This is a genomic window from Novosphingobium sp. ERW19, assembly GCF_012641315.1.
Classification (GTDB): domain Bacteria; phylum Pseudomonadota; class Alphaproteobacteria; order Sphingomonadales; family Sphingomonadaceae; genus Novosphingobium.
The window spans coordinates 2,883-21,115 of the sequence record NZ_JABAIC010000016.1; the positions used below are offsets into that span (position 1 = coordinate 2,883).

Annotated in this window: 17 protein-coding genes and 1 pseudogene; 2 read left to right on the top strand and 16 right to left on the bottom strand. The window is 57.8% G+C overall.

Features of this window, described 5'->3' with window-relative positions; genetic code table 11:
• Nucleotides 1-76 precede the first annotated feature (76 nt).
• The 16 genes from HGI46_RS20335 to HGI46_RS20405 all read right to left on the bottom strand — a co-directional run bounded on the left by HGI46_RS20335 (nucleotide 77) and on the right by HGI46_RS20405 (nucleotide 16,811).
• On the bottom strand, nucleotides 77-991 hold the full coding sequence (locus HGI46_RS20335; RefSeq protein WP_168905630.1) for a glycosyltransferase family 2 protein: 915 nt from the start codon (nucleotides 989-991) through the stop codon (nucleotides 77-79).
• Nucleotides 981-1,715, bottom strand: a complete 735-nt coding sequence (locus tag HGI46_RS20340) for a WecB/TagA/CpsF family glycosyltransferase (protein ID WP_168905631.1) — start codon at nucleotides 1,713-1,715, stop codon at nucleotides 981-983. The genes HGI46_RS20335 and HGI46_RS20340 overlap by 11 nt, the downstream gene beginning before the upstream one ends.
• A 10-nt stretch (nucleotides 1,716-1,725) precedes the next feature.
• Entirely contained in the window at nucleotides 1,726-2,976 is a 1,251-nt protein-coding gene (locus HGI46_RS20345; RefSeq protein WP_346766785.1) for an O-antigen polymerase, read from the bottom strand.
• 117 nt (nucleotides 2,977-3,093) lie between these two features.
• Complete coding sequence (gene rfbB / locus HGI46_RS20350; RefSeq protein WP_168905633.1) at nucleotides 3,094-4,146, bottom strand: dTDP-glucose 4,6-dehydratase; 1,053 nt, start codon at nucleotides 4,144-4,146, stop codon at nucleotides 3,094-3,096.
• A complete protein-coding gene (rfbD, locus tag HGI46_RS20355; RefSeq protein ID WP_168905634.1) occupies nucleotides 4,139-4,996 on the bottom strand; it encodes a dTDP-4-dehydrorhamnose reductase in 858 nt (285 codons plus the stop codon). Before rfbD ends, rfbB begins: the two co-directional genes overlap by 8 nt.
• Nucleotides 4,993-5,538, bottom strand: coding sequence for a dTDP-4-dehydrorhamnose 3,5-epimerase (gene rfbC / locus HGI46_RS20360; RefSeq protein WP_168905635.1), 546 nt, complete (start codon nucleotides 5,536-5,538; stop codon nucleotides 4,993-4,995). Before rfbC ends, rfbD begins: the two co-directional genes overlap by 4 nt.
• Entirely contained in the window at nucleotides 5,535-6,434 is a 900-nt protein-coding gene (rfbA, locus tag HGI46_RS20365; protein WP_168905636.1) for a glucose-1-phosphate thymidylyltransferase RfbA, read from the bottom strand. Before rfbA ends, rfbC begins: the two co-directional genes overlap by 4 nt.
• 105 nt (nucleotides 6,435-6,539) lie before the next feature.
• On the bottom strand, nucleotides 6,540-7,931 hold the full coding sequence (locus tag HGI46_RS20370; RefSeq protein WP_168905637.1) for an exopolysaccharide biosynthesis polyprenyl glycosylphosphotransferase: 1,392 nt from the start codon (nucleotides 7,929-7,931) through the stop codon (nucleotides 6,540-6,542).
• 280 nt (nucleotides 7,932-8,211) lie between these two features.
• Nucleotides 8,212-9,165 carry a M48 family metallopeptidase gene (locus HGI46_RS20375; RefSeq protein WP_206065859.1) on the bottom strand — a complete coding sequence of 318 codons (954 nt, stop codon included), beginning with the start codon at nucleotides 9,163-9,165 and terminating at the stop codon, nucleotides 8,212-8,214.
• Nucleotides 9,166-9,181: 16 nt separating this feature from the next.
• Nucleotides 9,182-9,601 carry a teicoplanin resistance protein VanZ gene (locus HGI46_RS20380; protein ID WP_168905639.1) on the bottom strand — a complete coding sequence of 140 codons (420 nt, stop codon included), beginning with the start codon at nucleotides 9,599-9,601 and terminating at the stop codon, nucleotides 9,182-9,184.
• A gap of 155 nt (nucleotides 9,602-9,756) precedes the next feature.
• On the bottom strand, nucleotides 9,757-12,351 hold the full coding sequence (locus HGI46_RS20385) for a hypothetical protein (RefSeq protein ID WP_168905640.1): 2,595 nt from the start codon (nucleotides 12,349-12,351) through the stop codon (nucleotides 9,757-9,759).
• Between the two features lie 1,319 nt (nucleotides 12,352-13,670).
• Entirely contained in the window at nucleotides 13,671-14,567 is an 897-nt protein-coding gene (locus HGI46_RS20390) for a hypothetical protein (protein ID WP_206065860.1), read from the bottom strand.
• Nucleotides 14,568-14,662: 95 nt separating this feature from the next.
• Complete coding sequence (locus HGI46_RS20395; RefSeq protein WP_168905642.1) at nucleotides 14,663-15,184, bottom strand: DUF4402 domain-containing protein; 522 nt, start codon at nucleotides 15,182-15,184, stop codon at nucleotides 14,663-14,665.
• Nucleotides 15,185-15,279: 95 nt separating this feature from the next.
• Nucleotides 15,280-15,774: a DUF4402 domain-containing protein gene (locus HGI46_RS20400; protein ID WP_168905643.1), complete on the bottom strand. Its 495-nt coding sequence runs from the start codon at nucleotides 15,772-15,774 to the stop codon at nucleotides 15,280-15,282.
• 336 nt (nucleotides 15,775-16,110) lie between these two features.
• On the bottom strand, nucleotides 16,111-16,275 hold the full coding sequence (locus HGI46_RS22285) for a hypothetical protein (RefSeq protein WP_240946921.1): 165 nt from the start codon (nucleotides 16,273-16,275) through the stop codon (nucleotides 16,111-16,113).
• Complete coding sequence (locus HGI46_RS20405; RefSeq protein ID WP_240946922.1) at nucleotides 16,272-16,811, bottom strand: hypothetical protein; 540 nt, start codon at nucleotides 16,809-16,811, stop codon at nucleotides 16,272-16,274. Before HGI46_RS20405 ends, HGI46_RS22285 begins: the two co-directional genes overlap by 4 nt.
• Here HGI46_RS20405 and HGI46_RS20410 point away from each other — a divergent pair.
• Both HGI46_RS20410 and galU read left to right on the top strand, forming a co-directional pair.
• Nucleotides 16,777-17,052: pseudogene (locus tag HGI46_RS20410) on the top strand (IS3 family transposase); the annotation flags it as partial. The gene HGI46_RS20405 and the pseudogene HGI46_RS20410 overlap by 35 nt on opposite strands.
• A gap of 217 nt (nucleotides 17,053-17,269) precedes the next feature.
• On the top strand, nucleotides 17,270-18,172 hold the full coding sequence (gene galU / locus HGI46_RS20415) for a UTP--glucose-1-phosphate uridylyltransferase GalU (protein ID WP_168905644.1): 903 nt from the start codon (nucleotides 17,270-17,272) through the stop codon (nucleotides 18,170-18,172).
• Nucleotides 18,173-18,233 lie beyond the last annotated feature (61 nt).

The window sequence follows — 18,233 nt, forward strand, 5'->3', positions numbered from 1 at the left end:
CATATAAGCAGTTACCCAATCGGGCAGTTACCCAATAGCGTGAGCAGTTGCTCTCAAAAAGACGTGGTATGATACCCTATCCTATTCGTCTAAATCGCAATGAAAGTATAAACCTCATTATTATCCAACTAGCAGACATATATTTAAAATGCTTCCTCAAGAATACTCTCAAACTGTTAAATTTTAAATCCGAAACAGAACCGGATTGCTTATGATGCTTCCCCCAACCAAATTCATGAATAACAGGCGTACACTGTAATTGAAAGGTTAGGAAGTTCTTCGACTTAAGAACTCTGCACAGATCCTCATCTTCACCATATAGAAAGATCGTCTCATCAAAACCCCCACACGCTATGAATGCCCGCCTTCGGACAAGCATTGCCGCGCCGCATACCCAGTCCACACATATCAAGCTATTATCGCAATGAGACTCCGCGGATCTTCCAAACGTATTAACGAAAGTCCTTCCATGCGGTAAGCGCTCTAGCACAGGTATCAGTTTTTCACCCATGAAAGTTGATAGCAAGTAACGAATTAACTTAGGAGCACCAATTTCTTGTAAAATCCACTTGCTCGGACTCGAAAAAGAATAGGCAGAGGTCTGAGGTGATCTATCGGGATAAACAAGCGGCAATCCTAACACCCCGATATCGGCTTGCTCATCCATTGCTGAGACCGCAATATCCAATACATTGTCACAAAGATATGCATCGATATTATGTAAATAGTAGTACCGTGCGTTTATATGGCGCATTCCGACATTATTTGCCGTTCCAAATCCTAAATTTGAACCGTTTTCCAATAAAGTGACGCCTGAAAAAGAGCGAACAATATCCACTGATCGATCGGTGGAGCAATTGTCGACGACCATGACTTTAAAAGAATAACGTTTAGGGCAATATTTAATTACGCTCTCTATTGAACGCGCTAACGTATCCTCGGAATTAAATGATACGAGTATGATTGCAATGTCAACGATCTCATCTTGCATTGGCACGACGAACTTCCTCTAGAAATAGGATTATAATCTTAGGCACATCAAATAAGTATCGGCGCCATAATCTGATTGGGTCGGTGCCAAGGCGAAACAGCCACTCCAACCCTAAGGACCGAAAAGCCGCAGGAGCGCGCCGCTGCTTTCCTGTAAGGAAATCAATACTTGCTCCGATGCACAAACCGATACCCCTAGTTTTTTGCCGGCGTGCCAATTCGGCTGCAAAGAATTCTTGCTTCGGGAATGAAAGGCAGATTAGGATTAAATCGAAGTGTATCGATTCTGCGGATTTTAAGCATTCATTCCATGCTTTATCACCTACGGCCATCATTGGTGCATCTATAAAACTGAAGGATAGATTTGAGAAATTTCGGCATAAGACATCAAATTGCTCCTTGCTTGGGCCGAGAATCGCTATTTCTTTGCCAACTGACAATGGAGATGTTAAAATATCTTTAACTAAGTCAGCGCCTGGGTAGGCGCATAGTTGATGACCTAACAAATATCCAAGTTTTTCAATGATTTTACTATCACAAATTCGGAACAATGCTGTCTCATAAATTTTGCGCAATGTCTCGGAGCGGCGTAATTTCGTCAAATGTTGCACGTTCGGTGTCACGATGTAAGTGAATTGTTGTGGATTGCATTGAAGAATAGTCGTAAGCCAATCGTCGTTTTTGAGTACGTCAAAACGAGTTCCGAAGAGTAGTATCTTGGACATTTCAAGTCTCTCAAGCCATCGTTGGTCGGTAGGTTCGACCTCTCAGTCGAAGCCCCAACTGCATTCTGTAAACGGCCCCTAAAATCAGTAGGAAGGCAACTGTAGGTAATATTCTTGAGGCAAGGGTTTGTCCGATACCTACTTCGACAACTTGCGCTAACAATATAGGTACAATCACGAGTGAAGTACGTCCTATTGCTGGCTGAAAACCAATTAGTTTGTGTATTGGTACGAACATTATTGGTGTCATCGCTCCAAATATCAAGACACCTAAGTTTCCGAAGTTGAGATAAGCTTCACTAAGGACGGAGGGAGTTAGAGCTGCAAGGCCTACTATATCAGATCGCGGGTTTGCGAAATTCAAAAGATAGTCGCCAAAGCTTTCGCCAGGCCCGGGTAGGGCGCTATACAGATCCATGAAGATTGTCTTTCCCCACCACAAGCCTTGAATCTCAGACAGCTGAACTGAGTAGTTAGTTGCCCAGAGAAGTTCGAATCCGATTCTATGTTGAATGATTTCGGTGATATTTACCGAGCTGTCATTCTCGAACCGGATGAGAGATATTGTTATAAATATCGCTGATATCAAAGCTGCGATGAAGGCGAATCTTGTGAGACTCATCTTGCGGGTACTGTAGAAGTAGAGCATCAGGAGATAAAGGATCGCCATCATCAGGTGGATTCGAAAACCTTGTAAGAAGGTTAGAACTAGCCAACTGATGATAATTGCTCCGGAGAGTGGTGTTATGATTCGATTTTTACGAGCCAATTCTGAGGCACATATGCATATTGCTCCTACGGGCATACCACGAGTCATAAAGATCTGGAAATATCCAGCATTTGAGACGAATTCATGGCGCGCAAGATTTGGATTTTCAGCGAGCCACGGAATGCCATGTGTTGCAAGGTATGCTGAAAATACGGCGGCGGAAAGCATGTAAACGGCCAATCCTGCATCTCGCATTGAGTTGACATTTTTGGCTGGAAGTGGGCCGAAGTCGACGATTAGTCTCCGGCCTGTGAATAAGATTATCAGTGTAGAAATTACTGCCGATGTAAGAAATATTGTTGATATCTGTATTACCTTCATGAGGCTGCGAAGCATGTAGGGTTCACTAATAATTGGTGTAACACCGAAGAACGCGAAATACACCAATGATAGGAACATCAGTCCGAAGAAGCGGACGTCGCATCGCGCGAGTATAGTCGTGCTCGCGCAGAATAGTATCGAAAGGAAGCTATGAAGTATTATTATGGACATCTCGGAACATCGTCCTTTCTAGATTAGAACTCGGCTTAGGGATCCATATTCCGAACGGATTCTCACACACGGATATTTTCATGTATGGTTTTGATTTTTTTTACCATTTTTGACCCTCTAATTTGGAATTTTCGTCCACCAGGATTCATTTTCAAGGTACCAGCGCAAGGTGCTGCGCAACCCGGTTGCAAAGTCGTGCTGCGGGACATAGCCGAGTTCGGTACGGGCCCTGGTCTCATCGATCGCGTAGCGGCGGTCGTGGCCCTTGCGATCCGCAACGAATGTCTTGAGGTCACACGTGGCGCGGCCCCGCGCTGCAGGGGCCTGCGGGTAGCGGTCGGCAAGGCCGTCGATCTCGGCAAAGGCGCGGTCGACTTCAGCGCAGATGCGGTCGATGACGGCCATGTTGGGCAGCTCCTCGCCGCCGCCGATGTTGTAGGTCTCGCCCGGCTTGCCATTCTTCAGCGCCGCCTCGATACCGCGGCAATGGTCCTCGACGTAGAGCCAGTCCCGCACGTTCATGCCATCGCCGTAGATCGGCAGCGGCTTGCCCGAAAGCGCGTTGAGGATGAACAGCGGGATGAGTTTTTCAGGGTAATGGTACGGCCCGTAGTTGTTGGAACAATTGGTCGTCGTCGTATTCAGCCCGTAGGTGTGATGCCAGGCACGCACCAGGTGATCGGAAGCAGCCTTGGACGCTGAGTAAGGCGAATTGGGCTGGTATGGCGTGGTTTCGCTAAACGCCGGATCATCGGGGCCGAGCGAGCCATAGACTTCGTCGGTCGAGATATGGTGAAAGCGGTGATCCTTGCCCGAGCCTTCGTCAAGCCAGACCTTGCGCGCGGCCTTGAGCAGGCTGCTCGTGCCGATCACATTGGTCTCGATGAAGGCGTCGGGCCCCGTGATCGAGCGATCGACATGGCTTTCAGCGGCAAAATGGACGAGCGTGGACACGCGGCGTTCGCGCAGCAGCTTCTCGACAAGCGCTGTGTCGCGAATGTCGCCGACGACGAGTTCGGCCTGCTCGACATCGGCGATGGTCGAGCGGTTGCCGGCATAGGTCAGGCAATCGAGAACGACGATCGTATCCTCGGGGTGCTGATGCGCCCAGTAGTGGACGAAGTTGCCGCCGATGAAGCCGGCACCGCCGGTGACGAGCAGGTTAGCCAAGGGCCTTTTCCTCTTTCAACATGGTCTTGAGATGGCCGCGCCAGTGGGCGTGTGAATCGCCAAGCAGCGCGCGCGTTGCCGATACGTCAAGCACCGAGAAGGATGGCCGCCTGGCAGGTGTGGGATAATCCGCGGTGGCAATGGGCACGATCGACGGGATCCTTGCGATCAGGCCAAGTGCATGCGCCTCCTGCGCGATGGCGACAGCGAAATCGTACCAGCTGGCAACGCCTGCATCGCGGTGGTGCCAGATGCCGGGCCGATCCTTTGCGACAAGGCCCCAGAGGGTCTGCGCGAGTCCTGTCGCCCAGGTGGGCGAGCCGATCTGGTCAGTCACGACGCGAAGCTCGTCACGTTCGCGCATCCGGCGCAGCATGGTGCGCACAAAGTTTGCGCCGCCCGCAGCATAGACCCAGCTGGTGCGCACAATAATGGCTTGCGAACCGGCAGCATCTTCGCCCGCCGCCTTGCTCGCACCATAGACGGATTGCGGATTGCGCGTATCTTCTGGCCGATAGCCGCAGCCGCTGGAGCCATCGAAGACGAAGTCGGTGGAGACCTGAACCAGACGCGAGCGCGTTCCTGCCAGAGCCCTGGCAAAGACACCAGGCGCGCCAGCATTTATCTGATGAGCGATCTCGGGCTCGTTTTCGGCGCGATCGACTGCCGTATAGGCCGCCGCGTTGAGAACCAGGTCGGGTTGCTCTGCGTCGACCAGGCGCATTATGGCATCGGCGTCAGACAGGTCGAGTGCCGTGCGGTCGAGCGCGATGCAGGTCCAGCCTTCGGGCTGTGCTGCCAGCAGGGCCTTGCCGAGCTGCCCATTGACGCCGGTGATCAGTGCTTTCACGCGAATGCCTGCACATCATGTAGTGCAAGACCCATCGCGTCCTTGGCCGATAGCTTCACTTCCAGTCCCTCGAGTGGCCAGGTGATACCAACGGTGGGATCGTCCCAGGCAAGGCTTGCTTCGTGCTGTGGCGCGTAAGGAGCGGTGCACTTGTAGAGGAAGTCGGTGTCATCCTCGAGCGTGAGGAAGCCGTGGGCGAAGCCTTCAGGCACCCAGAACATGCGCTTGTTCTCGGCCGAGAGAACGACGCCTGTCCACTTGCCGAAGGTCGGCGAAGAGAGGCGCAGGTCAACCACGGCGTCGAAGACTGCGCCGCGCACCACACGGACAAGCTTGCCCTGTGGGCCGGGATTCTGGAAATGCATGCCGCGCAGCACGCCTTTCTGCGAGTGGCTGTGATTATCCTGCACGAAGGTCAGGTCCAGCCCGGCCTGTGTAAATGCCGAGACGTTCCAAGATTCCATGAAGAAGCCGCGCTCGTCGCCGAACACTTTAGGTTCCAGGATTAGCGGCCCCGGGATATTGCATTGAATGATGTTCACAGCGGGCCCTTTTGGGTCAGCAGTTGTAGCAGGTATTCGCCATAGCCCGATTTTCGCAATGGCTGCGCAATTGCTTCAAGTTCTGCATCACCAATGAAACCCTGCCGCCAGGCGATTTCCTCAGGACAGCAGATTTTTAGCCCCTGGCGCTCCTCGGTAATGCGCACATACGTGGCGGCATCGAGCAGCGAACCATGCGTTCCGGTATCGAGCCAAGCGTAGCCCCGTCCCATGATCTCGACAGAAAGCTGGCCCTCATCCATGTAAAGACGATTGAGATCGGTGATCTCGAGTTCGCCACGTGCTGAGGGCTTGAGGTCGCGGGCTCGGTCCACCACCGTGCCATCGTAGAAATAGAGCCCGGTCACAGCATAGTTCGACTTCGGCTCGGATGGCTTTTCCTCGATCGAACTGGCGCGGCCATCGGCATCGAACGCCACCACGCCATATGCTTCTGGGTTGTTGACGCGATACGCAAAAACGCTGGCTCCGCTGACACGATTATTTGCGCTGTCAAGCAACTGAGGTAAGCCGTGTCCGTAGAAGATATTGTCCCCCAGGACGAGTGCGCTTGGCTCTGCCCTTACAAAGTCAGCGCCGATATGGAAAGCCTGCGCCAAGCCATCAGGGCTGGGCTGCACGGCATAGCAGATCGACACGCCGAACGCCGAACCGTCGCCTAGCACACGTTGAAATTGGTCGGCGTCCTCCGGTGTGGTGATGATCAGGACATCGCGAATTCCAGCCAGCATCAGCGTGCTCAGCGGATAATAGATCATCGGCTTGTCATAGACCGGCATCAATTGCTTCGAGACGCCACGTGTCAGCGGATAGAGGCGCGTTCCCGAACCGCCGGCGAGGATCAAGCCCCTGCGGCTCTTATGGTTGCCTGACATTTAGCTGTGCCCCTTGGTAACAAATTATTCCCGTCGACTAGGTAAGTCACTTACGCATCTATCTAGTCAAGACTATCGAGCTCACATATCATAATGATGCGCCCGTCAATACGCATTGGGATGAACAACAACCATCACCGTCTTCAAGATAATCGCCACATCATTCCAGAACGACCATTTCCCAACATACTCCAGATCAGCCTCGAGCCTGTCGGTCAGGTCGCGCTCTTCATGCGTTGCCCCGCGATATCCCCTGATCTGAGCAAGACCGGTAATGCCAGGCTTACACGCGTGACGATACCAGTAGCGCTCGTCAACCTCCCAGAACAGCTTGGATTTTGCGGTTGAATGCACGGCATGTGGGCGGGGCCCAACAATCGACATGTCGCCTTTGAGAACATTCAGCAGCTGCGGCAGTTCGTCGATGCTAGTGCGCCGGATGAAGCGTCCGACACGCGTAATGCGATCATCGTCGCGCGTTGCAGAGCGCCGTCCGCCAAGGTCTGATGTTTCAACGCGCATCGACCGGAACTTGAAGATGTCAAACAGGCGATTCTGGCGCCCAATGCGCTTCTGCCGGAAAAGCGCTGGTCCCGGGCTTTCCAATCGGATGGCAACAGCGACGAGCAGCATGACTGGCGCCAGGAACAGCAAGGCGCCCGCCGCGACGATGATATCGAAGCCGCGCTTGAGCATGCGGTCGCGCAGATTGAGCGGTCCTTTTGCCACAAGGAAGGTCGGACGGCCCGCGAACGAACTGACGGCGATAGCCCGAGTTTGCGTGATTTCCGGGGCGATGATTTCGGCGTGCACATTCATGCCCTGCAGGACGTGGGCCCAAAGGTCTCGCTTGTCAGGGGTACAACGCACAACAACCCGATCGCAACACACCAGCAGACCGGCAAGGCGGTCGTAGTCCTCTGCGCTTGGGTTGGCGGCATCGAAGCGACCACTCACGTTGATCGATATGTGGCGTCCCAGCGATGCAGGAAACACGCCATCATTGAGGACCAGGACCGAATAGAGTTCACCACCGAGGTGATGCCGTGCGAAATGTACGTGCAGCGGTCTGAGGACCAAAAGCATGGCAGCTGCACAAGCAAATGTCAGGGTGAGGAGAGCTCTTGAGACCTGGTCGCCGTCCTGGGTGGCGAAGAGAAGATAGAGAAGCATGGATGCCGTAGCGCCCAGTGCCACCATGCCTCGCTTCAGCGTCTCGGCGAGCCTGATCAGCGCCTCGCCACTCAGCGCTCGTACGGCCACAGCGCTGATCACGTAAAACGGTGCAATGGCCAGGATATTGCGGCTATCGAGGCCAGTCCAGACATGCCCGAACCGGATCATGCTTGCGAGGGCAAGACCAAGGAAAATCGCAACCAGGTCGGTCAGCAAAAGCGTGGCAGCGAGAAACACTCGCTGCTTGTGCTTGGAGACCGGGCGCCTGCCGCGTGTTGTCGATGCGAGGCTATCTATCGCAATGCCCGTGTGCTGATTCATCCCTGAGTGCTCCAGACCAGCGGTGCGACCTGACCGGAAAGCCATTCTATCGTTTGTTTCATTTTGGACACTATGCTGCACCCGCGAAGGTCGCAAGTGATTCGTTGTACTTTTGTTAAGGGTCGTCCCGCATTGGAGCAGTGCGCTTGCTCACACTTTGGGGACATGAGGTGCTCGCGGCGTGACGCCAAGAGCTGCGCCGGCGAGCGGGGGCGGGTGGACGCCGCTCCGCATTGTGCAAAACACAGCCTGCACAATGCAAGATTATTACGGTGTTTCATCATAGCGCTGCCAAGGGACATTGCGCTTGTGTTTCCTGCACATAGGCAAGCAAGCGCTGCTTCCTCGTGCTTGCCTTGTCGTGCGTTGGCAGTTTGAGAAAGGCGAACTTGTCGCGCGCACCGAACCGGTCCCAGAAGGACAGCGCCTTGGCCACGTCATAACCTGCGCAGCGGGCAATGGCAGCACCGAGCACATCGGCGTCGCGTTCCATTTGCATGCGAATACCGAGCGACTTGGCCTTGTCATGTCCGAGGAACACGTGAGCGAACTCGTGCCCCATGACCAGGGCCAGCTCATCGGTGCTGCGCGTAAAGTCGACCATGCCCGCTGTCACGAGAATCTCGTTGCCACCTTCATGCGACGTCACGTTGCGGGCTGTCGAGAGATTGGCATGGCCCGGGCAAAGCAGACGAGGCGCTATGACGAGTTCCTTGAGTGCACCGCCACGCTTGATGAGTAGCTCGACCGGTCCGCTTGAGAGCTGTTCGACAATGCGGTCGTGGACGCGATCGGACAAGGTGAGGCCGCCGACGGCAGGTAGTTGTGCTGGCGCCTTGCCATTGATGCTCAGGATGTCGTCGCCGACCGCCAGGCCGGCAATAGCGGCGGGGCTGCCTTCAGCTACGGCAACGGCCTGGGGATGCTCATGCAGAGCAAGCAATTGCGCAATAGCGGCTCGGTCACTGACCGCATAATTGCTGATGGCATCAAATTCGGCACCGAGAACCGGAGCCTGTTTTCTGCAGGCCGAGGGCAGGACTGCACTGCGCAATCGGAAATCCAGCTCATTGACCAGCGCGATCCGCTCGCGCGTCCGGATTGGCCAAGGAGCTGGCGCTTCGGCCAAGGATGGCAGGGAAACGATGCAACCAAGAGTCAGGAGGGCCGCGGCCGCAATCGTTCGAATGGAGAGCGGACCGGCCAGGGACCGCCAGAATCTAGCCAGATCCATGTTGGCCCGAGCCATATCAAGCAGAGCCGCGAGCCGAAGCAGCAAGAGCAGACCTTGCCAGCCAGGCGCGAAAGCCGGTCAGCTTGATTGCGAAAAGCACACCTGCGATCGCCAAGGTATCAGCCAGCCAGTCGGCGAGCTCCGCATCACGGTGCACTTCCGGGATCATCTGAGCCAGTTCGATGGCCCCGCCAAGAAGACAGAGCCAGAAAAAGACCCGGATCATCGACGCAAAAGGAAATGCCGCGCAGGCAAGGCACGTCAGGGCTGCAAACGCCAGCATGTGGAGGGTCTTGTCGTTCACCCCAGCGATGTTGCCTCGAGGAGACAAGGCGAAAAAAAGCGTCACGACGACACACAGCCAGAATGTGGCTGCCAGAATTGGTATCAACGTCGAACGTGGCATGTCGACAAGAATTTCCTGACTTTCACGCAAAACCGGCAGCGGCTAGCGGTCTAGGCTCTGCATTTTGCAATGCAACATCACAAGTGGCGTGGAGAGATGAAGCGTTGCGCGCGTGTGGCAAGCTGCAGTTATGGGGAGCAAGCGATCGGCCAAGCGCCAGGGAATTGACTGCCACTTGCCGGGAATCATTGACCGGGCAGGGACTGTGTATCCTTCACAAGCAGGTTCGCACGAACGATGTCCGCTTTTCCGGACAGCTCGATTACGACAGGGGTAGCGAGGCCGATGCCAAGGCGCTCTGCCTGATCGGCGGCGATTTCGATGCTGTAGCGACCGGGCGGAACCCGCTCGAACAGAAAGCTGCCCCCAGCGCGCGAGCGCGCCCTGCCGCGAGCATTGCCGTCGAGGTCGGTCAGAACCAGCTGCAAGCCCGATACACCCTTGAGCGTGGCTGCCCCTGAATAGACCGCCTGGCCCTCGATATCGGACAAGGACACGATACCAAGACCGACGCTGTGAATCCGGCCCGCTCGCGCGACGAAGGCGCTGCCTTTGCGGCCTGGTGCCAGGGTAATGTCGGGCAGCGTGGCCTCGTCAATGCCGTAGCTTGCCTTCTGGCCGTCGCCGAGCGAGGGCACGAGCGCAATGCCATCGTCGTCGGTTTCATAGGCCTTGCCTGAAGCAATGACGGCAACGTTGGCGATAGGTGCGTCTCCTGCATCCTGGATGCCATTGGCATTTTCGTCGCGGAAGGTGCGAACGGCAAGCAGTCCGCCTCTAGAAACTCCCGGCATCGCCAGTTGCATTCGCCGTGAGAAGGGGTTCTGGAGGAAGCCTGTCGACAGGCGCAAGCCGATGTAGTGAGCGTGCGTCGGGAAACTGGCCGAAGCATCGAGCGCCAGACTGGCGTTGTCGAAACGATGGCTGAACGAACCGCCGATCTGGCTTTGACGCGCAGGAAACGAATGCGAGGCAAAGAGGCGGACGGTCTGTCTTGCCGACAGGGTTCGATCAATCTGCCCCGAGATTTGGGACAATGTCGGCGAGCCGAGAAGATCAACCGTGGTCGACGCCCTGATCCGGGTGCGCGATCCGGCAAAGAGGGCCAGGTCGAAACTTGCAGCCAGGCGAGAACTCGTCACCAGGCCCGCAGCCGATGCGTTGTATTCCAGCGCGGGGCTGAGGAGAGCGGTGCCAAGTCGCAGCGATGTGCGCAGGCTTGCCGTTTCGATCGATCTGCCATCGGCGAAGGCCAGTCGGGACAGGCGAGCGATGAAGGGAAGGCCGGTTGAGCCTAAAGGCAATGCGCCGTTGACGTCGAGCGAGCTTGCCCGGCGCAAGGGGGCATCTTCGAATGCCTGTACCTCGTCGATGAAGCCCCCGCGATACTCGCCGTGCGCAATGGACACGCCGATCGCGCCCATTCGCGCAGCGACGGCACCGCGCAGTGCGCGCGCGCCGCCTTGCTGGAGCGCGGCGTCGAGCCGCCAGGGCAGGCCTGCGATTTCACTGCGAATGCCGATGTTGCCTGCGATTCCGGGCAGCTCGCCCAGTTTGTTCCAGGCAAGCGCCATTCCGCCGGCGAGCGTCACACGGGAAGACATGCCGTAGGCGATGTTGCCGGAAGCCCGCCACTGGCCTTCGCTGGGGGTTGCAAGATAGAGGGGAGGGCGGACCGCGATCAGGGGCCGATCCTTCTGGACCACGCCAAGATCATAGACGAAATCGCCGGCGGCAAGCCGGCCATTGCCAACGTTGAAGCGACGTACTTCCTCCCGGGTTTGACCTTGCGGGCCATAGAACACGAGGCGCAGCACATTCGCTCCGAAGTCGAGCGGGATTTGCAGAAACTCGTACTGACCATTGACCGCGGTTCGCGATGCGCCAATCAGAACATTGTTGCGGTAGAGTTCGACTTCGTAGCCATCGGGAAGGGGCCCTCGAAGATCGATCCTGTCGAATACGGAGCTTTCATCCAGCGGAGCGTTGCTGACAAAGAGACCTCGACCGGCCACGGACCTGAGGCCAATCGCCTGCGAAACCGTCGCGATATCGCCGATAGCGAACTGTGTGGCGTGCAAAGGGCCAAGGAGCGTTGCTGCCGGATCCCGGCGGCCAAATTCCATGCGGACGCCTGTCAGACCATCGCGGCTGCTGGCTTCAAGATAGCCTCGCGCTGTCACGAAGGCGAGATCTGCTGCGGCACGCATTTCAAGTTCAAGGCGTGACCCGAATGTGTCGTCGGTCACCGCGCGCATTTCCACGTCGCTGACAGGCATAGAATATGCTGCCCAGGGAGTGGGTTCGAGGGGCGCATTCTCTTTCTGGCTGGCACCTTGCCGACTGGCGAGGCGCTGACGCTCGGCTTCGCGCTCGAGCCGCGCCTGAAACGGGAACTTTTCGAGGAGAGTGATGATGACCGCCTGATCGCGCAGGTCCACTTTCACCTCGACTGGCAGGATGCTCGCGAGCGAATCGGAACGCACGAAGATATCGCCCTGATAGGAGGCGAAGAGCGCCGGCGACAATTGTGTCGCCTTGCCGGCTATGATGCCTTCGCGGGCGCGAAGGTTGAGCGATACGCTTCGTGCAGGCTCGATGATCCAGCCGCTGGCGTAATGTCCTTCGTCCGAAATCCTGAGCGCGAGATCAAGTATCCGCGACAGTTCTCCCAAGGGCAGAAAGACACCTTGGCGCGTGCCGAACGCGGTGATGGTTTCCTCGATCTCGCCAGATGCTGTGCGCAGGGCAATGACCAGTTCATCGTCATCTGTGAACATGGGCGTGTCGGCGGCGAGCAATCCTGCCCCCAAACCCGTCCCTGAGGCTGAATAGGCGGCATTTGCCGCCGTCGGGCCGGGTCGCGGTGTTGTCGCAAGTGTCGCAGCCTGCGTGCCAGTGCTTGGGGCGGGCACAGCACGGTTCAGAGCGGCAGGGACAGGAGGGTGTTCTCCTTGGCCGAACAAGGGAGTTGGCAGCGTCCTTTTTGGGCTTGGGGCCGGAGGCGGAGCGGCAGCAGGTGCCTGCGGCATCGAAACCGCATCGACACGAAAAGACGTCTGACGGCCCGTTTCGGAGCGACTGTCGGTTGCGGACGACGATTGGGGCTGTTGGGAGTCCTTTTCTGCGCGGAGTGATAGTGCCGGAACCTGACGGGCGCTTGCAAGTAGGGACGGTGCGCCCGCCTTGCAGGATGGGCAGAGCATTTCGCCCCCATCGTGATGACGGTGCGGCAAGGTGGTCTGCTCGTCGGGCGCATCGGTGTAAACGATGTGATTTGGGGATGCGGGTCCGGGCCCAAGTGCTGCTGCTGGTTCCGGGGCCGGTCCAACGACAGGCAGCAGCGTTCCAGGGGATGTCTGCGGCGGACTATCAACAGGTTTGGCATACGTCTCGGCAAGAGCGGCTTCGGCAAAGACGACCGGGGCGGGGTCGGCCTTCGGTTCAGATGCTGCAGCGGGCAAGGGGAGTGGAGGGCGTGTTTCAAGAGGAGTGTCAGAAACAGCGCCGAAGGCTGGCACAGGAAGTACGACAATTGGTGTTGGATCAGAACCGTTAGACCCGGTCGCCGGCTCGCGTTCATGATCCTCAAAGACAGTCGAGGTTTGACCGGCAGGCGCCAAGGTCGGCGAGATTGCAGGATCCGGATCAGCCTGTTCCGGCGAGGCCTGCGCAGGGCATGACGCGGCGCAGGCGGTGTCAGTCAGGGCCGGATCGGTCGATGTCCTTGAGACGCGCGCCAGGTCGGTTTGCGCCGCCGGCTGTTGCCTGTCTCGCGGCCGATCAAGAGTGACCGGCAAACCCAGCCTCGAGACTGCTTTTGCTCGCCTCGATCCGGAACCAACGGCGCCGTGCACTCCAGTGACTTGCTGCCCGTTCGTCCTGGAAAGCGGGTTGTCCAAGCGCGCGCCAAGGCCATCGGATGCGGCAGGGGCAAATTGCACTGCAGGCATCTCGATGCGTTCGGGCTCGTTCTTGATTTCGGCGTCCCCGGGCGGGGCATCGGGTTCCCTGTCGCCGCGACCAAGCATCAGTCCCGCAGTGGCAATTGCTGTGCCCGTGCCGGTCAGAAGCGCCGCCTTTGGCAGCCACCCCCGGCTCACGGCAGGCGTATCTCCTTGCGGGCAAGTACGGCACCGGGTGCGACATCATCGTCGAGGTACGTGATGGTCACCATCATGCCAGGACGCAGTTTTTCTCGCTCTACCTTGGGGTCCATGGGAATGCGGACCGTACGCGAGTTGATCTCGGTATACAGGCCGACGCCTCGAAGCCGGGCGACAGGGCTCGCAAAGCCTGTTGCGGTAACCATGACATCACCAAAAGCCGACCGGGTACCGGTGCGCGTCAGGGTCACCTCGAACTCCCAAGAGTCTTCGGCCGAACGGACAAGGCGAGCCTCGCTGATCCCCGCATCGAGTGTCGTTGCGCCAATGCGCAGGATGACGGGTATCGAAATTCCGAAGCGAGGCAGGATCTGTACGCCGATGCCAGCCTGTGCATTGCCGTTGACAGCAGTGCTGATCGAATCCGCTTCGGTGATTGGCGGTACGGCTGAAACCGTGAAATGGGCGCGATACTCACCGGGCGGGAGATCGGCCGGCAGCCTCGGCACGATCCTGACTGTCTGTGACTCGTTGCCCGGCAATTGCACTGACTTTGGCGAATACCGCAACAAAGTGCTTGCCGGACGGAAGCCGGATGGGGGATTGCGGGCAGCATCGTCACTCATGTCGACGATGCTGCCGCTTGGCAGCATCAGCTTATCGGAGATCGTGATCTCGTATTCGCCGGTCGCAGGGCTACGATTGTAGAGGCCGATCGTTCCCAATCGATCGCGGTCTGTCAGGACGAGCCGTTTGGGATAGAGATTGATGTCGCCAAGACCGGCGACGGATCCTGCCGGCGGGGTGGCTTGCGGCTGCGGTGCTTCCTGAGCAATGACAATCGGCCCGTGCGGTGCAGCTAGGAGCGCTGCAAGGACACCCAACCTCAAAAAACCGGCCAAGACATGCCCCCATTCCCCGTCAAAGCATCGTGCAGCGAGAATCTAAGGGTTTTCGCGTATAAGGCAATGCTGCCTTGGAAGCGTCAATCGTAAGTAACCGTGACCGGGAAACGTCCGCTGTAGGCTCCGACGGCCTGATTGCCGGCAACCTGGAGGCGCGCGCCAACGGTGATGTTGAACTGACCGGCCGAACTTAGCGCTACGCCGCGTGAAGGAACGTTGCTGGTGAAGTTGCTCACTCGCATCGTGGCGGCGCCGTTGGTAATGTTGATGCGATTGGGGAGCGAAATGCGGAAGACGCGCGACGGATCTCCGCTGACGAGAAAGGTGCCGGGGCCACGACCGCCTGTGGCTTGCGGGGTCGAGACTTCGCTCGCCATGCTCCCTGTGCCGGTCACGGCGCCGGATGGCGAAACCGTGAGGTTGCCATTGGATACGGGCCGATAGAACCGCCCAAAACGCAGGTCGAGAAGCGGCTGGATGGAGAGTGGTGCCACGACTTCTGCTTTGCCCGAGCCCGACTGGTTGGCTGCACTCTGGGCACTGGCAGGTGTTGCAATCACCAGAACCATCGCAGCAGGTACGACGATGGCATGAAGCCTCAAGATCTTTTGTCCTGGCATGGCTGGCATCGTCGTCCTGAGTGATCTGATTGGCGTGAGGACGCTTGGGAGGATCGCGTCCTCACGCAGGGAAGCCATCAGTTGTACGTGACCGTGGCGTCGTAGGTGCCGACGTAGTTTCCGGCCGTGGCAGTTCCGGGAACAGTCAAAGTGCCGCCGACAGAAAATGCTGCGGCGCCACTGTTGTTGAGCGTACCGGTCGCGGCAGACGGAGTGGTGGAAAAGCTCATCGAGACGCTGCCGTTCGAGACGCTGCCGCCGGTGGTGGTGATGGCAAATGTCCGGTTGGCCTCGCCGCCCACGGTAAAGGCGTCCGCAGTATTGGTGTTGCCTGAGACGAAGGTGACATCGCCGGTCGGGCTGCCAACGCCGGTCGGGCTGACGACGACGGTGCCGCCGGTGCCGGTCGTAAACTTGCCAAAGCCGATTGCGGCGCCGTTGGTGTGCTGGAGGGTAATCGGCGCAATTACGGTAGCAGTTGCGGTACCCTGTTGTGTCTGGGTGTTGCCTGCAGCGAAGGCGGGCGTGGAAGCGAAAGCAGCAACAGCTGCAAGGATTGCAATGGACTTCATTTCGTTAACCCTCTGTTCGGGACCCGTGTCGGGCGTCGAGAGCCATGTTCTCTTCCGCTGAGGGCCGATCCCCGTGCCCTTCCACCTAAGGATTAGTACGTATCGGTTAATGAGTGGTTATCCATCGCAAGACGCCGAAGTGCTGCCTTCCTATCGAAAAAGCTTACGCCACTCTCTTGAGAATACCATTTAAAACAAAGGATTAATTGGCCTATGACTGCATCTGTGTCCCCGCGCGACAGCGTAGTCCTGCCGCGGACTTGCAGAGCAAAAACCATAAATTCCTGTTAGGGAAGACGAGCTTCGAATCACATAAGCTTGAGTAATGCCCGCCGCTCAATGCTGACCTTTGTCGAGCACGGGCAGGGAGAGCGCCAGTTGCAGCGCCCGGGCATTCAGGTCGTGCGCCTTCTCCTCGGCCTCAGCCTCGCTGTAGCAGCGCAATTCCGGCGCATTGCCCGAGGGACGGAAGTGGATGATCGCACCATCGGCAAAACTCATGCGATAGCCATCGGTCGTGTCGATGCCGGTGGGGAAGCTGGCAATCTCGCCGAACAGGCGAGCAGCGCGGCGCTGTGATCCTGCGGAATATCGGCAACGCGATCCGAGAAGGTGAAGCGCGGCGGCAGTTCGGCCACGACTTCGGCCAAGGGACGGGTCTTTGCGTTCATCACCACCGCGATGATCGGCAGCAGGGCATCGCGCGTCGGCAGTGGCGCAAGATCGTCCACCGCGCTGCCGAGCAGGAAGCCGCCATTGGCTTCATAACCGCAGACCCGCGCGCTCGCATCCGCTTTCGTCGCGTCCATCATCGCCCGGATCACATAGGGCGAGCCGATGCGGGTGCGCACCACCTTTGGCGCCGCGACGGTCAGTTCCAGCACGGTGTTGGAGCTGACCGGCGTCACCACGACGTCCGCTGCCACCGGCCGCGCGCACAGCAGGCCAACGATGTCACCGCGCAGCCATGTGAAGCCAGTGTTGCGACGACCGGTTGAATCCGCCCAGTTCACCAGCCTGGACTGGGCCGCGTTCATCCGGGCTCACAATCTTGAGCACTCGATGAGCCGACGCGGCAACTGCCATGACAACGCCGTCGCCGAGAGCTTCTTCTCGTCGCTCAAGCGTGAGCGCATCCGGCGCCGGACCTACAAAACGCGCGAGGAAGCCCGGCAGGACGTGTTCGATTACATCGAGATGTTCTACAACCCGGTGCGCAAGCAGGTCAGGAACGGGATGCTGTCACCCGTCGAGTGCGAACGGCAGCAGATCTTGTAAGCGGAAGGCGTCCAGAAAACTTGGGGCTACTCAACCAAGCTCCGGCCCGGCCAGTGCGGACAGATCCATGCAACCCTCAAGGGAGCAACACCGCCAGCGTCCTGTAATGACAAATCCGGCCCTAACGGAGTATTTGAAATCTCTTGCTTGACATTCAGTGCAAGCAATTGTGCAGTGCATCATGAGGATGCAACAAAGCATGGATATTGGCTGGAAAATGGGTTCTGACACTTCGCGAAAGCCGATCCGCAAGGCCGTTTTTCCGGTCGCAGGTCTTGGCACGCGCTTTCTGCCTGCCACCAAGGCGATCCCCAAGGAAATGCTGCCGATCATCGACCGTCCGCTGATCCAGTACGCGGTCGACGAAGCGCGCGAGGCCGGGATCGAACAGCTCATTTTCGTGACCGGTCGCGGCAAGACCGCCATCGTCGAACACTTCGACACCGCCTACGAACTTGAACACACCATGTCCGATCGCGGCAAGGCGCTCGAGGTGCTCGAGCCCACGCGCATCCTGCCGGGCAATCTCGTTACCGTGCGCCAGCAGGTGCCTATGGGTCTGGGCCACGCCATCTGGTGCGCTCGCGCCGTCGTCGGCAACGAGCCCTTTGCGATCTTCCTCCCTGACGAAATGATGGTCGGCGACCCCGGCGGCAAGGGTGGCTGCATGAAGCAGATGGTCGATGCCTACAACGAAGTGGGCGGCAATCTCATCTCCGTGCTCGAAGTCCCGCAGGAGGAAGTGTCCAGCTATGGCGTGATTGCGCCAGGCAATCGGGTTTCGGATTCCCTCACCGAAGTGACCGGCCTGGTCGAGAAGCCGAAGCGCGAGGATGCGCCTTCGAACCTGATCATCTCTGGCCGCTACATTCTCCAGCCGGAAGTGATGCGCACGCTCGAAAGTCAGGAGAAAGGCGCGGGCGGTGAAATCCAGCTGACCGACGCGATGGCGCGCATGATCGGCCAGCAGCCCTTCCACGCCGTCAAGTTTGACGGACGCCGTTTCGACTGTGGCAGCAAGACCGGCTTCGTCGAGGCCACGCTGGCGCTGGCGCTGGAGCGTCCAGACATGGCCGACGATGTGCGGGCGACGATGAAGCGTCTGCTGGCCAAAGGATGATTGAACTGGGTTTAGAACCCCTGCGGTAAGTTAAGAAGCACTTGACAATCCAAAATCGAGA

Excerpts from the sequence above, each read along its gene's own strand:
- galU (WP_168905644.1), top strand. The coding sequence starts at position 17,270 with ATGGGTTCTGACACTTCGCGAAAGCCGATCCGCAAGGCCGTTTTTCCG.
- HGI46_RS22285 (WP_240946921.1), bottom strand. The coding sequence starts at position 16,275 with ATGAGTTTTGCCGATGGTGCGATCATCCACTTCCGTCCCTCGGGCAAT.
- HGI46_RS20405 (WP_240946922.1), bottom strand. The coding sequence starts at position 16,811 with ATGAACGCGGCCCAGTCCAGGCTGGTGAACTGGGCGGATTCAACCGGT.
- HGI46_RS20375 (WP_206065859.1), bottom strand. The coding sequence starts at position 9,165 with ATGGATCTGGCTAGATTCTGGCGGTCCCTGGCCGGTCCGCTCTCCATT.
- HGI46_RS20335 (WP_168905630.1), bottom strand. The coding sequence starts at position 991 with ATGCAAGATGAGATCGTTGACATTGCAATCATACTCGTATCATTTAAT.
- HGI46_RS20340 (WP_168905631.1), bottom strand. The coding sequence starts at position 1,715 with ATGTCCAAGATACTACTCTTCGGAACTCGTTTTGACGTACTCAAAAAC.
- HGI46_RS20385 (WP_168905640.1), bottom strand. The coding sequence starts at position 12,351 with ATGTTCACAGATGACGATGAACTGGTCATTGCCCTGCGCACAGCATCT.
- HGI46_RS20400 (WP_168905643.1), bottom strand. The coding sequence starts at position 15,774 with ATGAAGTCCATTGCAATCCTTGCAGCTGTTGCTGCTTTCGCTTCCACG.
- rfbA (WP_168905636.1), bottom strand. The coding sequence starts at position 6,434 with ATGTCAGGCAACCATAAGAGCCGCAGGGGCTTGATCCTCGCCGGCGGT.
- HGI46_RS20345 (WP_346766785.1), bottom strand. The coding sequence starts at position 2,976 with ATGTCCATAATAATACTTCATAGCTTCCTTTCGATACTATTCTGCGCG.
- HGI46_RS20370 (WP_168905637.1), bottom strand. The coding sequence starts at position 7,931 with ATGAATCAGCACACGGGCATTGCGATAGATAGCCTCGCATCGACAACA.